At 71.6% G+C, this 19,212-nt stretch carries 11 protein-coding genes; 6 read left to right on the top strand and 5 right to left on the bottom strand.

Going from position 1 to position 19,212, the window contains the following annotated elements:
• Positions 1-141: 141 nt before the first annotated feature.
• The 4 genes from Q9R08_RS09740 to Q9R08_RS09725 all read left to right on the top strand — a co-directional run bounded on the left by Q9R08_RS09740 (position 142) and on the right by Q9R08_RS09725 (position 9,985).
• A complete protein-coding gene (locus Q9R08_RS09740; protein WP_308867818.1) occupies positions 142-2,763 on the top strand; it encodes a DUF4062 domain-containing protein in 2,622 nt (873 codons plus the stop codon).
• Between the two features lie 20 nt (positions 2,764-2,783).
• The gene (locus Q9R08_RS09735) at positions 2,784-5,396 is read left to right on the top strand and encodes an ATP-binding protein (protein WP_308867817.1); all 2,613 of its coding nucleotides are present in this window, start codon (positions 2,784-2,786) and stop codon (positions 5,394-5,396) included.
• Positions 5,397-5,522: 126 nt separating this feature from the next.
• Entirely contained in the window at positions 5,523-7,745 is a 2,223-nt protein-coding gene (locus Q9R08_RS09730; protein WP_308867816.1) for a CHAT domain-containing protein, read from the top strand.
• Positions 7,746-7,783: 38 nt separating this feature from the next.
• Positions 7,784-9,985, top strand: a complete 2,202-nt coding sequence (locus Q9R08_RS09725; protein WP_308867815.1) for a caspase family protein — start codon at positions 7,784-7,786, stop codon at positions 9,983-9,985.
• A gap of 19 nt (positions 9,986-10,004) precedes the next feature.
• Here Q9R08_RS09725 and Q9R08_RS09720 read toward each other — a convergent pair whose 3' ends face one another.
• Both Q9R08_RS09720 and Q9R08_RS09715 read right to left on the bottom strand, forming a co-directional pair.
• Complete coding sequence (locus Q9R08_RS09720) at positions 10,005-11,567, bottom strand: 5-oxoprolinase subunit B/C family protein (protein WP_308867814.1); 1,563 nt, start codon at positions 11,565-11,567, stop codon at positions 10,005-10,007.
• Between the two features lie 16 nt (positions 11,568-11,583).
• A complete protein-coding gene (locus tag Q9R08_RS09715; protein ID WP_308867813.1) occupies positions 11,584-12,339 on the bottom strand; it encodes a 5-oxoprolinase subunit PxpA in 756 nt (251 codons plus the stop codon).
• Between the two features lie 116 nt (positions 12,340-12,455).
• Here Q9R08_RS09715 and Q9R08_RS09710 point away from each other — a divergent pair, with 116 nt between their 5' ends.
• Positions 12,456-14,228: an ABC transporter ATP-binding protein gene (locus Q9R08_RS09710; RefSeq protein ID WP_308867812.1), complete on the top strand. Its 1,773-nt coding sequence runs from the start codon at positions 12,456-12,458 to the stop codon at positions 14,226-14,228.
• A 19-nt stretch (positions 14,229-14,247) separates the two neighbouring features.
• Here the strand turns inward: Q9R08_RS09710 and Q9R08_RS09705 are convergent, their stop codons facing one another.
• The 3 genes from Q9R08_RS09705 to Q9R08_RS09695 form a co-directional block, all read right to left on the bottom strand.
• Positions 14,248-15,210, bottom strand: coding sequence for an ABC transporter permease (locus Q9R08_RS09705; protein ID WP_308867811.1), 963 nt, complete (start codon positions 15,208-15,210; stop codon positions 14,248-14,250).
• 43 nt (positions 15,211-15,253) lie between these two features.
• Positions 15,254-16,258: an ABC transporter permease gene (locus Q9R08_RS09700; RefSeq protein WP_308867810.1), complete on the bottom strand. Its 1,005-nt coding sequence runs from the start codon at positions 16,256-16,258 to the stop codon at positions 15,254-15,256.
• Between the two features lie 104 nt (positions 16,259-16,362).
• On the bottom strand, positions 16,363-18,021 hold the full coding sequence (locus Q9R08_RS09695) for an ABC transporter substrate-binding protein (RefSeq protein WP_308867809.1): 1,659 nt from the start codon (positions 18,019-18,021) through the stop codon (positions 16,363-16,365).
• A gap of 257 nt (positions 18,022-18,278) precedes the next feature.
• Here Q9R08_RS09695 and Q9R08_RS09690 point away from each other — a divergent pair, with 257 nt between their 5' ends.
• Positions 18,279-19,142 carry a spermidine synthase gene (locus Q9R08_RS09690; RefSeq protein WP_308867808.1) on the top strand — a complete coding sequence of 288 codons (864 nt, stop codon included), beginning with the start codon at positions 18,279-18,281 and terminating at the stop codon, positions 19,140-19,142.
• Positions 19,143-19,212: the final 70 nt, after the last annotated feature.

Raw genomic sequence — 19,212 nt, 5'->3', positions numbered from 1 at the left:
TTCGGCGCCGTCACCGCCGCACGATACTCCTGCGAAAGGGTGAGCGGAAGGAGTCTCCGCACGCCGCCGATCGGCTGGTGCCGATACATCAATGCACGGAGACCATGGCGGGAACACGCCTCCCGGGTCCATGATGTGGTCATGACTGGGGGACGATCCCCCGTGATCCGCACGCCCGACCAGCGGATCCGGGTGTTCGTGAGCTCGACCCTGCGCGAGCTCGCTGACGAACGTGAAGCAGTGCGGTCGGCCATCGAGCGGCTCCGGCTCGCGCCCGTGATGTTCGAACTCGGCGCCCGCCCGCACCCGCCCCGCGACCTCTACCGGTCCTACCTCGCCCAGAGCGACGTGTTCATCGGCATCTACGGCGCCAGCTACGGCTGGGTCGCCCCCGAAGAAGAAGTCTCCGGACTCGAAGACGAGTACAACCTCGCCCCCGCCGAGATGCCCAAACTCATCTACGTCAAAGACACCGACACCCGCGACGAACGCCTCACCCAGCTCATCGCCCGCATCCAAGCCGACGACACCGCCGCCTACCTCCACTTCCACACCGCCGCCGACCTCGAAGAACACGTCGCCGGCGACCTCGCCATGCTCCTCGCCGAACGCTTCGACCAGTCCCGCCACGACGGTGCCCCCGCCGACGCGGCAGACATCGGACTCGCCGCGCGGGTGCCGGCGCCGTACACCGAGACGATCGGTCGCGAGGGCGAACTCGCCGAGATCCGTGCGCTGCTGGCCGGAGGACTGCACCGGGTCGTGAGCCTCATCGGCCCGGGCGGCATCGGGAAGAGCCGACTCGCCATCGAGGCCGCTCACGCCGACGCCGATCTCTTCCCCGACGGCGTCTTCTTCGTACCGTTGGAGGGGGTGCTGGAGCGGGGGCTGCTGCTGCCGACGATCGCCTACGTCCTCGGGGTGCGCGACACCGGCGCAGCGACCCTCGAGGAGCGCATCGCGCAGGCGATCGGCGACCGCCACGTGCTCATCGTGCTCGACAACTTCGAGCAGATCATCGACGAGGCCCCCGTCATCGTCGGCCTGTACACACTGGCTCCGCGTGCGTGCTTCCTGGTGACCAGCCGAAACGTGCTGCGCATCCGCGGTGAGCGCGTGTTCGAGGTCGAAGCGCTCGAGACGCCCGCCCCTGATGCTCCCGCGACACTCGCCCAGGCGCAGACTTCCTCGGCGTGCCGGCTGTTCGCCGAGCGCGCCGCCGCCGCGCTGCCGGGCTTCGAGCTGACGGCGCAGAACGCGGCGGACGTCATCGAGATCTGCCGGCGGCTCGACGGACTGCCACTGGCCATCGAGCTCGCCGCGGCGAAGATCCGGCTGCTCTCGCCCCGCGACGTCGCCGAGAGGCTCGGGGACACCCTCCCGCTGCTGTCGACGTCCGCGCGAGACCTGCCCGACCGTCACCGCACGATGCGGGCGACGATCGACTGGAGCGTGGGTCTGCTGACCGAGGACCAGCGCGCCATGCTCGAGGACCTCGGCGTCTTCGCCGCGCGATTCAGCCTCGAGGCGGTCGAGGCGGTCGGCGCCGGGCGTCCGTGGGGCGACCAGGCGATCGAGACGCTCGCCGCGCTCATCGATGCGTCGCTGGTCCAACGCCTCGACTCCGGCGGCCGCTCCGTCTTCTCACTCCTCGCCATCGTGCGCGAATACGCCCTCGGGACGCTCGAGTCCCGCGGCGCTGCCGAAGAGATGCGCATCGCGCACGCCGACTACTACCTGGCGCTGGTGCGGAGGATCGCGCCGCGGCTGCGAGGCGCCGCGCAGATCGACGCCGTCGCCGAGCTCGGCCTCGAGGTTCCCAACCTCCGCGCGGCGGCGCGGCACCTGGTTCAGGAGAACCGGCTGGACGACGCCGGCGACTTCGCGTGGACCCTGCTCGCCTACTGGTGGATCTCGGGCTACTTCGCCGACGTCCGCGTCTGGATGCTGGAGCTCCTCGACAAACAGCTGCCGATCACCGCCCGCACCCGCGCGATCGCGACGTTCTTCCCGCTGTGGGCGGAGCTCTGGCAGCGCCCGAGCGATCAGGTGGTCGCAGGCCTCGGCGAGGCCGTGCGCCTCTTCACCGAGAGCGGCGACGAGCAGGCCGCGGCGATGGCGCTCGCGGCGCGGGCGTCGACCCGACTGCAGTTCCCCGACCTCGATCCCGCGACGGCACGATCCGAGTTCGAGAGCGCGATCGCGAAGCTCCACTCGCTCGGCGACAGCTGGGCGGAATCGCTCGCCGAAGTGGCGCTGGGGCAGCTGGGCGTGGTGTGCCGGGACATCCCCGCGGCGCTCGCCCACTTCGACCGCGCGGTCGAGATCGCCGATGCCGCGGACGACGCGTTCACCCGCGTCGTCGCCGGCAACAACCGCGCTCGCCTGAGGTTCATGCTCGGCGACCACGACGTCGCGGAAGAGGAGTTCCTCCTCACGCTGACGCTGTCGATACGTCTGCACTTCGTCGACGGGGCGACCTACGGGATCGAAGGGGTCTGCGCGGTCGCCGCGTCGCGGGGCGACGGCTGGCGAGCCGGCGCCCTCGCCGCGGTCGCTGCGAAGATCCGTGAGACGACGGGCGTGTACGACATCGCCGGGTTCGCCGTGCACCTCGAGCCGCTCGCGGCGCTGCGCGCCGCCGACCCCGACAGTGTCGAGGCGGGCACCCGGGCGGGGGCCGAGATGGGTCTCGCCGACGCCATCGCGATCGCGCTGCCCGAATCGGAGGCCGATCTTCCCGAGAAGGTGCCCGCATGGTGATCCGCCCCGAACGAGCTCACGTGATCCGCACGCCCGACCAGCGGATCCGGGTGTTCGTGAGCTCGACCCTGCGCGAGCTCGCTGACGAACGTGAAGCAGTGCGGTCGGCCATCGAGCGGCTCCGGCTCGCGCCCGTGATGTTCGAACTCGGCGCCCGCCCGCACCCGCCCCGCGACCTCTACCGGTCCTACCTCGCCCAGAGCGACGTGTTCATCGGCATCTACGGCGCCAGCTACGGCTGGGTCGCCCCCGAAGAAGAAGTCTCCGGACTCGAAGACGAGTACAACCTCGCCCCCGCCGAGATGCCCAAACTCATCTACGTCAAAGACACCGACACCCGCGACGAACGCCTCACCCAGCTCATCGCCCGCATCCAAGCCGACGACACCGCCGCCTACCTCCACTTCCACACCGCCGCCGACCTCGAAGAACACGTCGCCGGCGACCTCGCCATGCTCCTCGCCGAACGCTTCGACGAATCACGGGGGTCCACTGCCGCCGAGCCGGAGCCCGAGGCCCCCACCCTCATCGGACGCGTCCCCGTCCCCTACACGCCGACGATCGGCCGCGAGGCCGACATCGACGCGGTGCGCACGCTCCTCTCCCGGGGCACCGACCGCGTCGTGAGCCTGGTCGGCCCCGGTGGCATCGGCAAGAGCCGGCTGGCGATCGAGACCGCTCTGGCGTGCGCCGACATGTTCCCCGACGGCGTGTACTTCGTGCTCCTCGAGGGCGTGCTCGAGCCGGGGCTGCTGCTGCCGACGATCGCCTACTACCTCGGCATCCGCGACAACGGCGAAGCCGCGCTCGAGGAGCGCATCGCGCACGCACTCGCCGACCGCCGCGTTCTCATCGTGCTCGACAACTTCGAGCAGATCGTGGATGCCGCCCCCGTCCTGGTGCGGCTGTACACGGTCGCGCCGACGGCGACGTTCCTGGTGACGAGCCGCATCGTGCTGCGCATCCGCGGCGAGCGCGTCTTCGAGGTCGCGCCGCTGACGACGCCGGCCGGCGATGGTCCGGCGAGCCTGGATCGCGCGACGCGGTCCGCCGCCGTGACGCTGTTCGTGGACCGGGCGCGCGCGATCGACGCCGATTTCGACGTGACCGCCGACAACGCCGGCGACCTGGCCGACATCTGCCGTCGGCTGGAAGGGCTGCCGCTGGCGATCGAGCTCGCCGCGGCGAAGGTGCGCATCCTGAGCCCGTCCGGCATCGCGGAGCGTCTCGAGCGCAGCCTGCCGCTGCTGACGGCGGCCGTCCGCGACCTTCCGGAGCGGCACCGCACGATGCGGGCGACGATCGACTGGAGCGTGAGCCTGCTCCCCGACACGCAGCGGGAGCTGCTCGAGGACCTCGGGGTCTTCGCGACCCGGTTCACCCTCGATGCGGTCGAGGCGCTGGGAGACGGACGCTCCTGGGGCGACGAGGCGATCGACGCCCTCACCGCCCTCATCGACGGGTCGCTCGTGAAGCAGAGCGAGGTCGGCGGGCGGCGTGTGTTCTCACTGCTCGCGATGGTGCGCGAGTACGCGCTCGGGCGCCTGAAGGAGCGTGGCGACGCCGTGCGGGTGCGCCGCGCCCACGCCGACTACTACCGCGCCCTCGTGCAGCGGATCGCACCGGGCCTCGGCGGCAGCGGGCAGGCCGACGCGGTCGTGCGCCTGGGGCTCGAGCTTCCGAACCTGCGCGCCGCGGTACGCCACCTCATCTATACGAACCGGCTGGACGACGCCGGCGACTTCGCATGGAGCCTGCTCATCTACTGGTGGATCTCGGGCTTCTTCGCCGAGGTGCGGGTGTGGATGCTCGAACTGCTCGAGAAGCAGCACGACCAGCCGATCACGCAGCACACCCGGGCCATCGCGTGGTTCTTCGCCCTCTGGGGCGAGATGTGGCAGCGACCGAGCGAGCAGGTGATCGCCGGGCTCGGCGAATGCGTGCGGCTGTTCACCGAGAGCGGTGACGAGGATGCCGCGGCGATGGCCCTCGCCGCGCGCGCGACCGCGCGCGTGCAGTTCTCCCACCTCGACACCGACAAGGCCGAGGCCGAGCTGCGCGAGGCGGTCGTGACGCTGAGCGAGCGGGGCAACACCTGGGCGGAGGCGATCACCGAGGTATCGCTCGGCAGGCTCGCGTGGGTCCGCGGCGCCACCGATGACGCCCTCGCCCACTTCGATCGCGCCACCTCGGTCGCCGAGGCGCGCGGGGACCTGTTCACGACGTCCGTCGCAGGCAATCTGCGGGCACGTCTGAACTTCCAGCTGGGACGCATCGAGGATGCCGAGCGCGAGTTCGTGCACACCCTGCTGCTGTCGATCCGGCTGCACTATGAGGAGGGAGTCGCGTATGGGCTCGAGGGCGTCTGCGCCGTCGCCGCCGCGCACAGCGAGGCGTGGCGGGCGGCGGCCCTGGCGGTCGCGGCCGGCGAGATCCGGCGACGCATCGGCATCTTCGACGTCGAGGCGTTCACGGTGCACACCCCGTACCTCGAGATCCTCCGCGGGCACGACGCGCAGAGCGTGGACGCCGGCCAGGCCGCGGGCGCCGAGCTCACGGTCGCGGAGGCGGTGCAGCTCGCGCTCCCCGAACACGAGTGGGAGACCGTCGCCGACACCTTGCGCACCTGGTAGCCGACGGCGGTATCAGCGCCGCACACGCGGTGCTCTGGTGCGGTGAGGAGCGTGCTTCTATGCTGTGCACCGGACTGCGCTCCTCGAATCCGAAGGTGACTGGGCACCACTGCGAGGGGGGTCGAGATGGCTCTGGTTCCGGACGTGCCACGCGGCACAGTCGACGTCGAAGGCGACGGAGACTCCCTCGAGGTGCGCATCGACCGCGCGCCGCCGGACGTCGTGCCCGATGAGCACGGCGTCACCCTGCTCGCGGATGTCGTGCTCCACGCTCGCGCGGGCGCGGGCGCGGTCGCGACCGTGCTCGTCCGCGGCGGCGACGACGTCCACTACGCCGCGCTCACGGTGCGCGACGGGATCGCGGAGCTCATCCCTCTCGAGCGGCAGGGTCGCCACCTCTACGGGGCGCGGATCGAGCTCGCCTCCGGTGAGACGCTGCATCTGACCGTGGTGGCCAGCGACTCCGAGACGGGCATCGCCTGGCTCGAGGAGCAGGTCGCCGTCGGCGGCATGGGCATGGGCGGCGGGCCCGAGTCGGCCACGGAAGCTGCGCCGCCCCCCGCGGCGCCCGACTTCGAGACCGGCGAGGCGTTCGAGCCCGGGCCCGTGATCGGCGGCATCGGCGGCGGGCTCGGCGGCCGATCCCCCGGGCTCGCACCTGCCGCCCCCCCACCGCCCGCTCCCGCTCCGGCACCGCCCGTCTCGGCCGCGCCCGCTCCGGCGCCGGGGTCACCGACCACGAGCCTGGACGGCGCGACACCGGTCCCGGCGGTCGTCGATGCGGAGGTTCCCTCGCGCGTCGTCGCGGGCGTCGCTTTCGACGCCGTCGTCCGGCTCTCGCTGGAGGACCTCGTGCCGACGGCCGGCACCGCGCACAAGAAGACGCGAGCCCGGTTCGACCCGTCGCGCGACATCGACGTCGGCGTGCAGCTGCGCGGCCTCGCCTTCGCCGACGGCACCCCGTCCGTCGTGACGACCTCGCTGCCCGCGAAGGGGGACGATCCCCGGCGGCTCGTCTTCCGGCTGGTGCCCGACGCACCCGGTCGCGGCCACATCACCGTCACCTTCACCCAGCCGCCCGTGGTGACACCGCTGGCCGTCCTCGCGCTCAGCACACCGATCCTCTCCGACGACGCCGACGACGACCTCGCCGGCGGCACGCGGCTGGTGGCAGCATCCGTCGCCGCGCCGCCGCGCAGCATCGCGGACCTCCCGACCCTCGTGATCGACGAGTCGATCTCACGCGGCCGTTCCGAGCTGCTCATCACGGCGATGATCGGCAGGACGGTCGTGAAGAACTCCGTGCGGCTCGACGACAAGAGCGCGTACGTCGAGGGCATCTACGCCGAGCTCGCCGCGATCAGATCGGCGTACCGGCAGACTGTCGAGGTCGATCCCGACGAGGCCGAGGAGGCCGCCGACACCGTCCGCCGCGAGGTGCGCGGTCTGGGCGCCCGCATCGCGGCGGACCTCCTCGGCGACGACGTCAACGCCCTGCTGTGGAGCCGGCGCCGGAGGATCTCGCAATTGGTGCTGCAGACGTCGGGCGAACTCGACATCCCATGGGAAATCCTGCACCTCGTTCCCGTCGGCACGCAGCGACCCGACCCGGAGCGCTACTTCCTCGGCGACCTCGGGCTGACGCGGTGGATGTACGGGACGACGCGCCCCACCGTCCTGCCCGTCGACACGAGCCGTGTCGTCGCGGTCGCGCCGGACTACCTCGACCGCAACCTGACGCTGCCCCGCGCCCGCGAGGAGATCGAGACGCTCGGCGACCTGCTGGCGCTCAGCCCGCGCTCTGCCGACGACCCGACCGCCTTCCGCCAGGCGATCGCGGACGGCTTCGACCTCCTCCACTTCGCGGGGCACGGCCGGTGGCGCGACGCCGCACCGCGCGGGCAGGAGATCGCGTTCGCCGCGTTCTCGGAGGACCACGACGACGGGACCGCCTCGTACACCGACTCCGACGCGCGCCGCGACCTGCCCGAACTCGACGAGCCGCAGGCCGCGGCATCCGCCCCGTTCGTGTTCCTGAGCGCATGCGACGTGGGCCGGCTCCGTTCGGGCGCCACCGGGCTGGGCGGGTTCGCGGAGGTGTTCCTGCGCGGCGGCGCCGGCGTGTTCATCGGCTGCTCGTGGGCGGTGCGCGACGACGTCACCGCGCTGTTCGTCCGCACCTTCTACGCGCAGACGCTCGGCGAGGGCGCGACCGTCGGCGAGGCGGTGCTCGCCGCACGCCGGGCGGCCCGGGAGGCGGGCGACCTCACCTCGCTCGCGTTCACGGTCTTCGCCGACCCTCGGGCGAAGCTCGTCCGCAGCGGCGCCGCAGGTGGCGACCAGCCCTGACTTCACCCATCCACCACCACCAGACAGGACGTGACATCATGCCCGACACCACCGCGACCGCCCGTGGCGCGACGCTCAGCGCCGCGGAGCTCACGGCGCTGCGCAAGCACGTCGTCCACACCGAGGACGGCAGGCTCGCCACGGCGGCGAGCGCCAAGCCGCGCACCGTCGACGACTTCAAGACGACGGCCGAGGACGTCAGGCGGATGATCGACGTCGACCTCGGCGCGTTCGTCGACCAGCAGGCGAAGAAGACGCCGGCAGGCGAGGCGCCTGCGCCCGTTCCGGTGCTCATCTGGGCGCACGGCGGCCTCACCGACAAGGCCGCGGGCTTGCAGACCGCCGAGCGCCAGGTCGGGTGGTGGAAGAAGAACGGCGTCTACCCCATCCATCTCGTCTGGGAGAGCGGGTTCAAGACCACACTCGAAGACGTCGTTCGCGGCAAGGCCGGCAAGCGCGGTTTCACCGACCTCACGGATCTCGCCGTGGAAGCCGCCGCACGGGTGCTCGGCGGGCGGAAGTTCTGGGACGACATGAAGCTCGACTCCGCCGGCGCCTGCCTTCCGGCCGTCGACGGCGGCGCACCCGGCGGCGCGTACGTGCTCGCGGCGGCGCTGCGGGAGTACATGGCCGCGAACGCAGGCGCCATCGAGCTGCACATCGCCGGGCACAGCGCCGGGTCGATCTACCACTCGCACTTCGTGCCGCGGCTGTTCGAGGGCGACGACAAGGTCGAGAGTGTGAAGAGCGTGACCTTCCTCGCGCCGGCGGTGCGCGTCGACACCTTCGAGGCGACGCTGCTGCCCCTCGCCGAGACGGGCAAGATCGAGAACCTGTCGATCTTCACCATGAACGAGAACCAGGAGAAGCGCGACAACACGGCGGGGGTCTATCGCAAATCGCTCCTGTATCTCGTCTCACGGGCATTCGAGGGGGAGAAGGATGCCGAGATCCTCGGTCTCGAGGAGCACCTGCGTCGCTCCGGACGGACGATGGCCTACCTCGGCGACACCTCGGAGCGTCTCGTCCTGGGTCCGGCCGCCCGCGGCCGGCGCAGCAGCACGCAGGCGACCTCGCACGGCGCCTTCGACAACGACGAAGAGACGATGATGAGTCTCGCGCGGCGCGTCGTCGGCGTGCCCGACAGCGACGAGACCGACCACGTGGCCGTCTTCCCCCGCCGGACGCGCGAGGTCACCGAGTTCACGCCTGCGCCGCGCCCGGAGCCGACCGGCGCCCGCGGCGCCGCCCCGCGCAAGCTCGCGCTGTGCATCGGAATCGACGCGTACCCGAGGGACCCGCTGAGCGGCTGCGTGGCGGACGCGGAGGCGTGGGCCGACGCGCTCACCGACGCCGGCTTCAAGGTGGAGTCGATCCACAACGCGGACGCCACCCGCGACGCGATCCTGCGGGCGATGCTCGACAAGGTCTCGTCGGCGCGTGACGGCGACATCGTCGCGATCCAGTTCGCGGGCCACGGTACGTTCGTCCCCGACCTCGACGGCGACGAGACCGACACGTTCGGGCCGAAGGACGAGGCGCTGTGCCCGGTCGACTTCCGCGACGGCCAGCTCATCGTCGACGACGACCTCGGCGCGATCTGGGACGCGATCCCCGACGGGGTCTCGGTCACGCTCTTCTTCGACTCGTGCCACTCCGGCTCGGTGAACCGAGAGATCACGCCGACCGAGTTCGAATCGCGCAAGATCCCCGCGGGCGCCACACCGCGCATGACGGTTCTGAGCGCAGACGAGGAGGCCGCGTTCCGCGAGGAGCGCGCGGCGTCGCCGGCGGATGCCTTCCGCATGGCCGCGTGGAAGCGTGTCGTCGAGGTGGAGACCGACCGCGCCGCGGTGCCCCGCGCGCAGCGGGCCGACGGCCGGGAGGTGCTGATCAGCGCCTGCCAGCCCGACCAGGTCGCGCTCGAGACGAACGGGCACGGCGTGTTCACGTCGGCCGCCCTCAGCGTGTTCGCCAAGACGCCGGCGCTCACCAACAGCGAGTTCGTCGCCGCGGTGTTCGACATCCTCGACGACACCTACGAGCAGCGCCCCATGCTGTCGGCGGCGGGTTCCCTGAATGCGCGAAGGCTGCTGTCCTCGGTGCGCGACGCGCTTCCGGCTGCCGCATCCGTCGCGCTCGAGACGAACGGCAACCGCGCGCCGGCCGAGATGCGCACCGCCGCGATCGTGGCGATCCTGCGCGCGACCGCCGATCTGCTCGAGGCCGGTGGCGAGTGAGGCGGCTTCGGCAGTCCCGTCACACGGGCGGGCGCGCGTGCCGGAACCGGATGCGGGTGCCCGGCCGGGCCTGCGCGACGAGGTCGAGGAAGGCCGCCGTCACCACCGCGATCACCGGGTAGCCTCCCGTCACGGGCCCGTCGGCGAGCAGGATGGTGGGCCGGCCGCTGGGCGGCACCTGCAGCGCTCCCGGCACCATGCCCTCGCTCGGCAGCTCACCGGTGCGCACGCGGGCGAGCTCGGGGCCGTCGAGGCGTGCGCCGACGCGGTCGGCGTGGTTCGAGACCGTCCACACGGCGTCGTACAGCGTCGTCAGCGCCTCCGCCGCGAACCAGTCGGCTCGCGGCCCCGGCGCCAGTTCGAGCTCGAGCTCGTCGTCATGCGGCGCGCCCCAGGCCGCTGGCGGCGCGACCGGGATCGGCAGGCGGGCGTCGTCGCGGGTCCGCACGACGTCACCGGCGCGCAGCGCGGCGGGTCCGAGCCCCGCGAGCAGATCGGTCGAGCGCGAGCCGAGGGCGGTGCGACCGTCGAGCCCGCCCCGTACCGCGACGTAGGCGCGCGCGCCGTGCGAGAACCAGTCGAGGTGCAGCTCGGCGCCCGCCGGCCACGGATGCGCCGCGTAGGGATCGGCCTCCCGCCCGTCGATGCGGACGTCACCCCAGGCGCCGGTCACCGCGACCCACAGGTCCGCCTCCGCGACGGCGCGCAGCCCGCCCATCGTGACCTCGATCGCGGCCGCGCCCTCGGGGTTGCCGAGCAGCCGGTTGGCGGTGCGCAGAGCGCCACGGTCGAGTGCGCCCGACACGGCCACGCCGACGGATGCGGCCCCCTCCCGCCCCAGGTCCTGCAGCGTCGCCAACAGCCCGGGTTCGAGGATCCGGATGCCGGAGCCGGGCGCCTCCGCCGCGGCGCGAGGGGGCGTGGGTGCCGTACCTTCGCCCGAATCACCTGTTCCGGCATCCACAGGCCGGAACCGGACGCGGGTCCCCGGCGCGAGAAGGGCGGGAGAGGCGGCATCCGGATCGAACAGCGCAGCGGAGGTCGTGCCGATGAGACGCCAGCCGCCCGGGGTGTCGCGCGGGTAGGCGCCGGAGAATCCGCCGGCCAGCGCCACCGCCCCCGCGGGGACGCGGGTGCGCGGCGACTCGAGGCGCGGCACGTCGAAGGGCCAGTCGTCGCTCGCGAGGTACCCGAAGCCCGGCGCGAAGCCCGTGAATGCGACGCGCCACTGCGCGGCGGAGTGACGTCGCACGAGCTCGTCGGCGCCGATGCCGAGCAGGCGCGCGGTGTCGTCGAGATCGGCCCCGTCGTACACGATGTCGAGGTCGACGAGCGGTCCGCTCGCCTCGGCGTCCGGCGTGGCGTCTGCGGCGGCGGCGAGGGCCCACGCACGTGCGGCCGTCAGGGGCAGCAGCGCCGGATCCACGCGGACCAGGAGGGTGCGCGCGGCGGGGACGAGGTCGACGACACCCTCCGGTCGCGACGCGGCGAGCGCGGCATGCAGCGGGAGCACTTCGTCGAGCGCATCGACCTCGAGGAGGAACGCGCGCTCCCCGAAGGGTCGTAGGCGCGGCCTCAGCACGGCGCCCACCTGCGCCTCACCATGGTGTCCGCACCTCGACACCGGCATCGTCGAGGGCGGCTCGCACCGCACGAGCCATGTCCACGGCGGCCGGCGAGTCGCCGTGCACGCACAGGGAGGCGGCGCCGGCCGTCACGAGCGCCCCGTCGATCGCCTCGACCACGCCCTCGCGCGCGAGCCGAACGGCCCGCGCGGCCACCTGTTCCGGGTCGTCGAGGAGGGCGCCCGGCAGGGAGCGGGGGACGAGCGAGCCGTCGGGCAGGTAGCCGCGGTCGAGGAAGCCCTCGTGCATGAACGGAAGACCGACGGATGCCGCAGCCGCCGTGATCTCGCCCGGGAGGCCCAGCAGCGGGAGCGGCCGGCCGACGACGGCGGCGAAATCGGCCACGACGCGGGCGACGGCATCGGCCTGAGCCCGATCGCGGATGACGGCGTGATAGAGCGCGCCGTGCGGCTTGACGTACCGGAGGTCGGCACCGGCGAGGCGCAGGGCCTCGAGCTGCTCGGCGACCGCGGCCGCGAGGTCGGCGGGATCGATCGCGACGGCGATGCGCCCGAAGTTCTCGCGGTCGGGGTACGAGGGATGCGCTCCGACCGCCACGCCGAACCGCTCCGCTCGCGCGACGGCGTCCCGCATCGACACGGCGTCGCCCGCGTGCCCGCCGCACGCGATGCTCGCACTCGAGATCACCGCGAACATCGCCTCGTCGTCCGCGGTCGGCATCCCGCCGACGGTCTCGCCGAGGTCCGCGTTGAGGTCGATCGCCGCCATGGCTCCACGGTACTGCGGCGGGGCCGGAGCGGGCCGGGGACCCCTCGCGTTACGGATCCGTAAAGGCTGGCGCCGCACCGGTGCGCGAAACCACGCCGCCAGGCAGGATGGAGCGCATGGCCCGATCCACTGAACGTGTCGCGGCCGGGGCGCCGCTGCTCCAGGTCCGCGACGTCGCCGTCGAGTTCCAGACCATCGACGGCCCGGTGCACGCCGTCGAAGGCATCGACCTCGATCTCGCGGCCGGTGAGACCCTCGCGATCGTCGGCGAGTCGGGCTCGGGCAAGTCGACGACCGCGATGGCGGTCATCGGTCTGCTGCCCGGCAACGGAAAGGTCACCCGGGGCAGCATCATGTTCGAGGGCGAAGACCTCGTCGGCGCCTCCGAGGGCGTGATGCGCACGATCCGCGGCCGCTCGATCGGGCTCGTGCCGCAGGACCCGATGTCCAACCTCAACCCGGTGGCCAAGATCGGCAGCCAGATCGCCGAGACGCTCCTCGCGCACGGCCTCGCCACCCGCCGGGACGTCGACCGCAAGGTGGTCGAGACGCTCGCCGCGGCGGGTCTTCCCGACGCCGCCGCCCGCGCCAAGCAGTACCCGCACGAGTTCTCAGGCGGCATGCGTCAGCGCGCGCTCATCGCGATAGGGCTGGCGTGCGACCCGAAGCTGCTCATCGCGGACGAGCCGACGAGCGCCCTCGACGTCACCGTCCAGAAGACGATCCTCGATCAGCTCGACCGCATGACGTCCGAGCGCGGCACGTCGGTCATGCTCATCACACACGACCTGGGTCTCGCCGCCGAGCGCGCGGCACGCGTGGTCGTCATGAACCGCGGACGCATCGTCGAGCAGGGTCCGGCGCGGCAGATCCTCGAGGACCCGCAGCACCCGTACACCCAGGCGCTCGTGAAGGCCGCTCCCTCCGTCGCCGCAGTGCGACTGCGGCCCGACGTGTTCCGTGCGAGCGCGTCCTCCGCCCCCGAGCCCGATATCGCCCCGGCCGAAGAGGCGACGGATGCCGAGGCCGCGGTCGTGGCAGGGCCCACCGCGCCGGCGCCTGTCGTCGGGGCTGCCGCAGCGGAGGGTGATGCGAGCGCCCCGGACTACATCATCGAAGTCGAAGGGCTCACCAAGGTCTACAGCGTGCGAGGCTCCAAGGAGGAGTTCGCCGCGGTGCAGGACGTGTCGTTCGCCATCCCCCGCGGAGAGACGGTGGCCATCGTGGGCGAGTCGGGGTCGGGCAAGACGACCACGGCGCGCATGGTGCTGCGCGTCTTCGAGCCGACCAGCGGGTCCATCCGCTTCGACGGGCAGGACGTCGCGAAGCTCAAGGGCGGCGATCTCAAGCAGTTCCGCCAGCGCGTCCAGCCGATCTTCCAGGACCCGTACTCGTCGCTGAACCCGATGTTCTCGATCGAGCGCATCATCTCCGAGCCACTGGACTTCTACAAGCGGGGATCGTCCAAGGAGCGCGCAGCGCGCGTGCGGCAGCTGCTCGACGACGTCGCGCTGCCGCAGACGATGCTGCGCCGCTACCCGTCCGAGCTGTCGGGCGGTCAACGCCAGCGCGTGGCGATCGCACGCGCCCTCGCGCTCTCGCCCGACCTCATCGTGTGCGACGAGCCGGTCTCGGCGCTCGACGTGCTCGTGCAGGACCAGGTGCTGACGCTCCTGCGCGACCTGCAGCGCGAGTACGGGTTGAGCTACCTCTTCATCTCGCACGACCTCGCCGTCGTGCGGCTGATCAGCGACTACGTGTGCGTCATGAAGGAGGGCCGGCTCGTCGAGGCGGCATCCTCGGAGGAGATCTTCACCAACCCCCGCGACCCGTACACGCGCCGCCTGCTCGCCTCGATCCCCGGCAACGAGCTCGACATCGCGGTCTGACTGCCGCTCGCCGGAAGGCTCAGCGGGCGCGGGTGCGCGGGTCCATGGCCTCGCGCAGCGCCTCGCCGATCAGCGTGAAGCCCAGCGCCGTGACGGTGATGCAGATGCCGGGCAGGATCGCGATCCACGGGTTCACGGCCAGCTCGAGCTGCGCGTAGGTGAGCATGCGGCCCCACTCGGCGGTCTGCGGCACGCCGCCGCCGAGGCCGAGGTACGACAGACCCGCGGCTTCGATGACCGCCGTGGCGAGCGTGAGCGTCGCCTGCACGATGACCGGTCCGACCGCGTTGGGCAGCACGTGGCTCATCGTGATGCGGCCGCGGCCGAGGCCGAGGGTGGCGGCCGACAGCACGTAGTCGCTCGAGCGCTGCTGCAGCATCGAGGCCCGGAGCAGGCGCGCGAAGATCGGCACCTGAGCGGCGCCGATCGCGATCATGATCGCGAGGGGCGTCTGGCCCATCAGCGCCGCGATCGAGACCGCGAGCAGCAGTGAGGGCACCGACAGCAGGATGTCGACGAAGCGCATGATCGCCGTGTCGACCCAGCCGCCGAAGGTGGCGGCGACGAGGCCGAGGATCATGCCGCCGACGAGGCCGAGCAGCGTCGACACGATGCCGATCACGAGCGACGCCCGCGCACCCCAGATGAGCTTCGACAGCATGTCACCGCCGAAGCGGTCGAGGCCCAGCGGGAAGCCCTCGATCTCGCCGGGGCCGGGGATGTGACCGGGGGTGATGTACTGCTGCCCCGGCAGCTCCTCGGGACCGTACGGCGCCAGCAGCGGGGCGAAGATCGCCACGAGCACGAAGATCGCGATGATGACGGCGCCCACCCACGCGCTCGGGTTGCGGCGCAGGCGCCGGAAGACGTCGCGCCAGAAGCCGCCGCCGCGGGTCTTCGCGGCGAGCAGCTCCTTGTCGTCGACCGCGGTGTCGTCGACGGGTCCGCCGCTGGGGGCGGGGGGAAGCATCGCGGACGTCATGCCGCACCTCCGATGGGGTTTCTGATCAACTGAGCGCGCGTCATCACTGCACCCGCACTCTCGGATCGATGAAGCTGTACGACACGTCCACCGCCAGGTTGATGAGCGCGTAGATGACGGCGATGAAGAGGATGAATCCCTGGAGCACCGGGTAGTCGCGCGTGAAGATGGCGCGCGACAGGAAGGAGCCGATGCCGGGGTAGGCGAACACCGACTCGGTGAGGATCGCGCCCGACAGCAGCAGGCCGAACTGGAGGCCGATCGTGGTCACGACCGGCAGCAGCGAGTTGCGCAGGATGAAGCGGCCGCGGATCGTGCCGCGGGAGATGCCCTTCGCCATGCCGGTACGGACGTAGTCCGAGTTCTGCACTTCGAGCACCGAGGCGCGGGTGATGCGCGTGATGATCGCGAGCGGGATGGTCGCGAGGGCGATGCCCGGGAGGATCAGGTGCAGGAACGCGTCCCACGCGGCATCCCACTCCCCTGTGATGATGCCGTCGAAGACGTAGAAGTTCGTGTAGTGGGTCGCGTCCAGTCTCGGGTCCTGACGACCGTCCGACGGGAGCCAGCCCAGCTGCACCGCGAAGATCCATTTGAGGATCACGCCGAGGAAGAACACCGGGATCGTGATGCCGATGAGGCTCGCGAAGACGGCGAAGTGGTCGGCGGGCTTGCCCTGCCTGCGCGCCGCCCAGTAGCCGATCGTGATGCCGACGCCCACGGCGAGGATGATCGCGAACATCGTCAGCTCGAGGGTCGCCGGGAACCGGCGTGCGAACTCCTCGGTGACGGGACGCTGGGTCTGGATCGAGACGCCGAAGTTGCCCTGCAGCAGCTGGCCCAGCCAGGTGAAGTACTGGGCGATCAGCGGCTCGTTGAAGCCGTAGAGCTCATTGATCTCGGCGATGCGCTCCGGTGTCGCCCGTTCGCCGAGGAGGGCGACGGCCGGCCCGCCGGGGAGGGCACGAACCCAGAAGAACAAGAGGATGGTCAACCCGAACAGGGTCGGGATGAGCAGAAGGAGGCGCCTGCCGATGGTGCGTAGCACGTGGGATTCTCCGGGGACGGCGACCGGCGGTCGCGGGCGAGCGGACGGCGGGAACCGGATGCCCCGCCCCGGCGCGGGCCGGGGCGGGGCATCCGGTCACGGCGTCACTCGCTGAGCTCGACCATGTTGTAGACCTCGTCCTGCACCGGGCTGGCCGGGTAGGACGTGACGCGCGCGTCGAACGCCAGCGTCGGCACCGGGTGCGCGAGCGGCACACCGGGCAGGAACTCCATGATCTGCTCGTTGATTCCGGCGTAGGCGGCCTCCTGCTCCTCCTCGGTCGCGAGACCACGCGCCTCGGTCAGCGCCTGGAACAGCTCGGGGTTGTCGAAGCCCCACTCGTTGGTCGGCAGACCGAAGAACGTGCCCACGAAGTTGTCGGGGTCGTTGTAGTCGCCGGTCCAGCCGAGCAGGTGGATGCCGTGCTCCGTGCCACCCTGGATCAGGTCGAGGTACTCGACCCACTCGTTCGTCACGGGGTTGATCACGATGCCGACGGCCTCGAGCTGGCTCTGCAGGTTGGTGAAGATCTGCTCGGGGTTCGGCATGTACGGCCGCGAGATGTTCACCGGGTAGTTGAACGTCACCGTCAGCGGGTTCGCCTCGGTGTAGCCGGCCTCGGCGAGGAGGGCCTTGGCGGCCTCCGGGTCGTAGGCGTAGTCCGTGACGTCCTCGTTCCAGCCGATGACCGCCTCGGGCATGAACTGGCTCGCCGCCACCGTGCCCTCCGGGAGCACCTGCGTGATGAGCGCGTCCTTGTCGATCGCCTGCGCGATCGCCTGGCGCACCTTCGGGTCGGACAGCCCAGGAGCGGCCTGGTTCATGCCGAGGTACAGGACGTTGAACGGATCCCGGTTCACGAGCGAGAACCCGGCGTCCTCGAGCGCCTGCAGGTCAGCGGGCGCGACGAGGTCGTAGCCGTCGATGCTGCCGGCCTCGAGCGCCTGACGGCGGGCCGTCGTGTCGCCGATGACGCGGAAGATGACCTCCTGGACATCTCCCTGCTCGCCCCAGTAGTCGGGGTTGGCCTTGAGGACCGTCTGCTCGCCGAGCGAGATCGAGTCGAACATGAACGGACCGGTGCCGGTCGGGTGCTCCTGGCCGTACTCGCTCTGGATCGGCGCCTCCTCGGTGCCGCCCACCTCGTCGGCCCCGTACTCCTCGAGCGCGGCCGGGCTCTGGATCGAGAACGACGGCAGCGACAGCGCGGGGATGAACCCGGCGAACGGCTGCTTCAGCTTGATGGTCGCCTGCGTCTCGCTGTCGGCGGTGCAGCTGTCGTAGATGGAGTCCGCACCGAAGCCGCGCATGATGACGCCCCAGTAGTACGCCATGCTCTGCGACGCCGCGACACCGGTGAAGGCGTTCTGGCGGTCGAAGTTGAAGCAGACCGCCTCGGCGTTGAAGTCCGTGCCGTCGTGGAAGGTCACGCCCTCTTCGAGGGTGAAGACGTAAGTCGTGTCGTCCGGCTGCTCCCAGCTCTTGGCGAGGAGCGGGGCGGGGTCGGCGGTGCCGGGCACCGTGCCGACGAGGCCCTCGAACATCTGGCGCGCGACGCGGAACGTCTCGCCGTCGCTCGCGAACGCGGGGTCGAGGCTGGCCGGGTCTCCCGACGCGCCGAAGACGAACGTCGAGTCGACGTCGCTGCCCTCGTCCTCTCCGCCGCCTTCGTCGCGCTGACTCGCGCAGGCGGTGAGGACGATCGTGCCGACGGCGACCGCGGCAACGCCGGCGAGCCAGCGCCTTCTCGCAGTGTGGAGCATGTGCTGTGCACCTTCCATGTCGTGTGGGCTCCGCTGCACGTCATCGTGGAGCAGAGGTGCGCGCAAGCCCTCAGCGGGGTGTGATGCTCCGACGCTACCCGCGCGCAGCACCCCCGTCGGTTACACCTGTGTCTCGATTCGGTTTCGGCGGCGACGGATGCCGTCATCTCAGCGTTCTGCGCAGGGCTCCGTGGCGATGAAGGGCAGAAGTGTCAACGACACCCGGCTCGCTGCGGCGTTGCGGCTAACGTGGAGGCATGGCACGCGCACGGGAAGAGGCCGCCGTCCCGGCCGTCCGCCTCTCCGACGGCACACTCGCCCGCGTGGTGCGGTCGCCCTTCGCCGGCGGCTGGGAGCTCGACGTCGACGGCACGCCGCAGTCGCACGTCGACCTCGACGACCCGACGCACCTGCACTTCGAGTACGTCGCCCGCATGGGCGCCGTGATCGACCGGCTGCGGATGCCGGGTCAGCCGCTGACCGCGATCCACCTGGGGGCCGGTGCCCTCACGATCCCCCGCTACGTCGAGGCGACGCGGCCCGGATCGCGGCAGCAGGTCGTGGAGCTGGAGCCCGCGCTCTGGGACCTGGTGCGAGAGAACCTGCCGCTGCCCCGCGGCGCCTCGATCCGGGTGCGGATCGGCGACGCCCGCGAGGCGCTCGGGCGGCTTCCCGCCGGGCTGGTCGGCGCGGCCGATCTCGTCGTGTCGGACGTGTACTCGGGGGCGCAGACCCCGGCGCACCTCACGACCGTGGAGTTCTTCACTGAGGCCTCCCGCTTCCTCGCGCCCGGCGGCGTGCTGCTGGTCAACGTCGCCGACGGCTCCGGCCTCGCCTTCGCGCGGCGCGAGGTCGCGACGGTGCAGGCGGTGCTCGAGCACGTCATCGTGCTCGCGGAGGTGCAGACACTCAAGGGCCGCCGCTTCGGCAACCTCGTGATCGCCGCCTCGCGCGCCCCGCTGCCGACCGAGTGGCTGCCCCGGCTCATGGCGGCCGGCCCGCATCCGGCCAAGGTGGCTGAGGGCCGCGAGCTGCAGGAGTTCGCGCGCGGCGCCCGGGTCGCCACCGACGCCGACGCGACGCCGTCGCCGAAGCCCTCGGCATCCGTGTTCACCCGCTGACCGCCACGACTCGGCGTGGCACGCCCGCGAGAATCGGGGCGGCAGGCAGACTGGGATGTGCCACCGGCGC

Source organism: Microbacterium psychrotolerans, from assembly GCF_031085295.1.
Classification (GTDB): Bacteria; Actinomycetota; Actinomycetes; order Actinomycetales; family Microbacteriaceae; genus Microbacterium; species Microbacterium psychrotolerans.
Note: the sequence above shows the minus strand (reverse complement) of the source record. Positions and strands in the feature narration are given on the sequence as shown.

What these genes read in the sequence shown, in the direction of transcription:
- Q9R08_RS09710 (WP_308867812.1), top strand. Translation starts at nt 12,456, where the DNA reads ATGGCCCGATCCACTGAACGTGTCGCGGCCGGGGCGCCGCTGCTCCAG.
- Q9R08_RS09725 (WP_308867815.1), top strand. Translation starts at nt 7,784, where the DNA reads ATGCCCGACACCACCGCGACCGCCCGTGGCGCGACGCTCAGCGCCGCG.
- Q9R08_RS09715 (WP_308867813.1), bottom strand. Translation starts at nt 12,339, where the DNA reads ATGGCGGCGATCGACCTCAACGCGGACCTCGGCGAGACCGTCGGCGGG.
- Q9R08_RS09740 (WP_308867818.1), top strand. Translation starts at nt 142, where the DNA reads ATGACTGGGGGACGATCCCCCGTGATCCGCACGCCCGACCAGCGGATC.
- Q9R08_RS09695 (WP_308867809.1), bottom strand. Translation starts at nt 18,021, where the DNA reads ATGCTCCACACTGCGAGAAGGCGCTGGCTCGCCGGCGTTGCCGCGGTC.
- Q9R08_RS09705 (WP_308867811.1), bottom strand. Translation starts at nt 15,210, where the DNA reads ATGACGTCCGCGATGCTTCCCCCCGCCCCCAGCGGCGGACCCGTCGAC.
- Q9R08_RS09690 (WP_308867808.1), top strand. Translation starts at nt 18,279, where the DNA reads ATGGCACGCGCACGGGAAGAGGCCGCCGTCCCGGCCGTCCGCCTCTCC.
- Q9R08_RS09730 (WP_308867816.1), top strand. Translation starts at nt 5,523, where the DNA reads ATGGCTCTGGTTCCGGACGTGCCACGCGGCACAGTCGACGTCGAAGGC.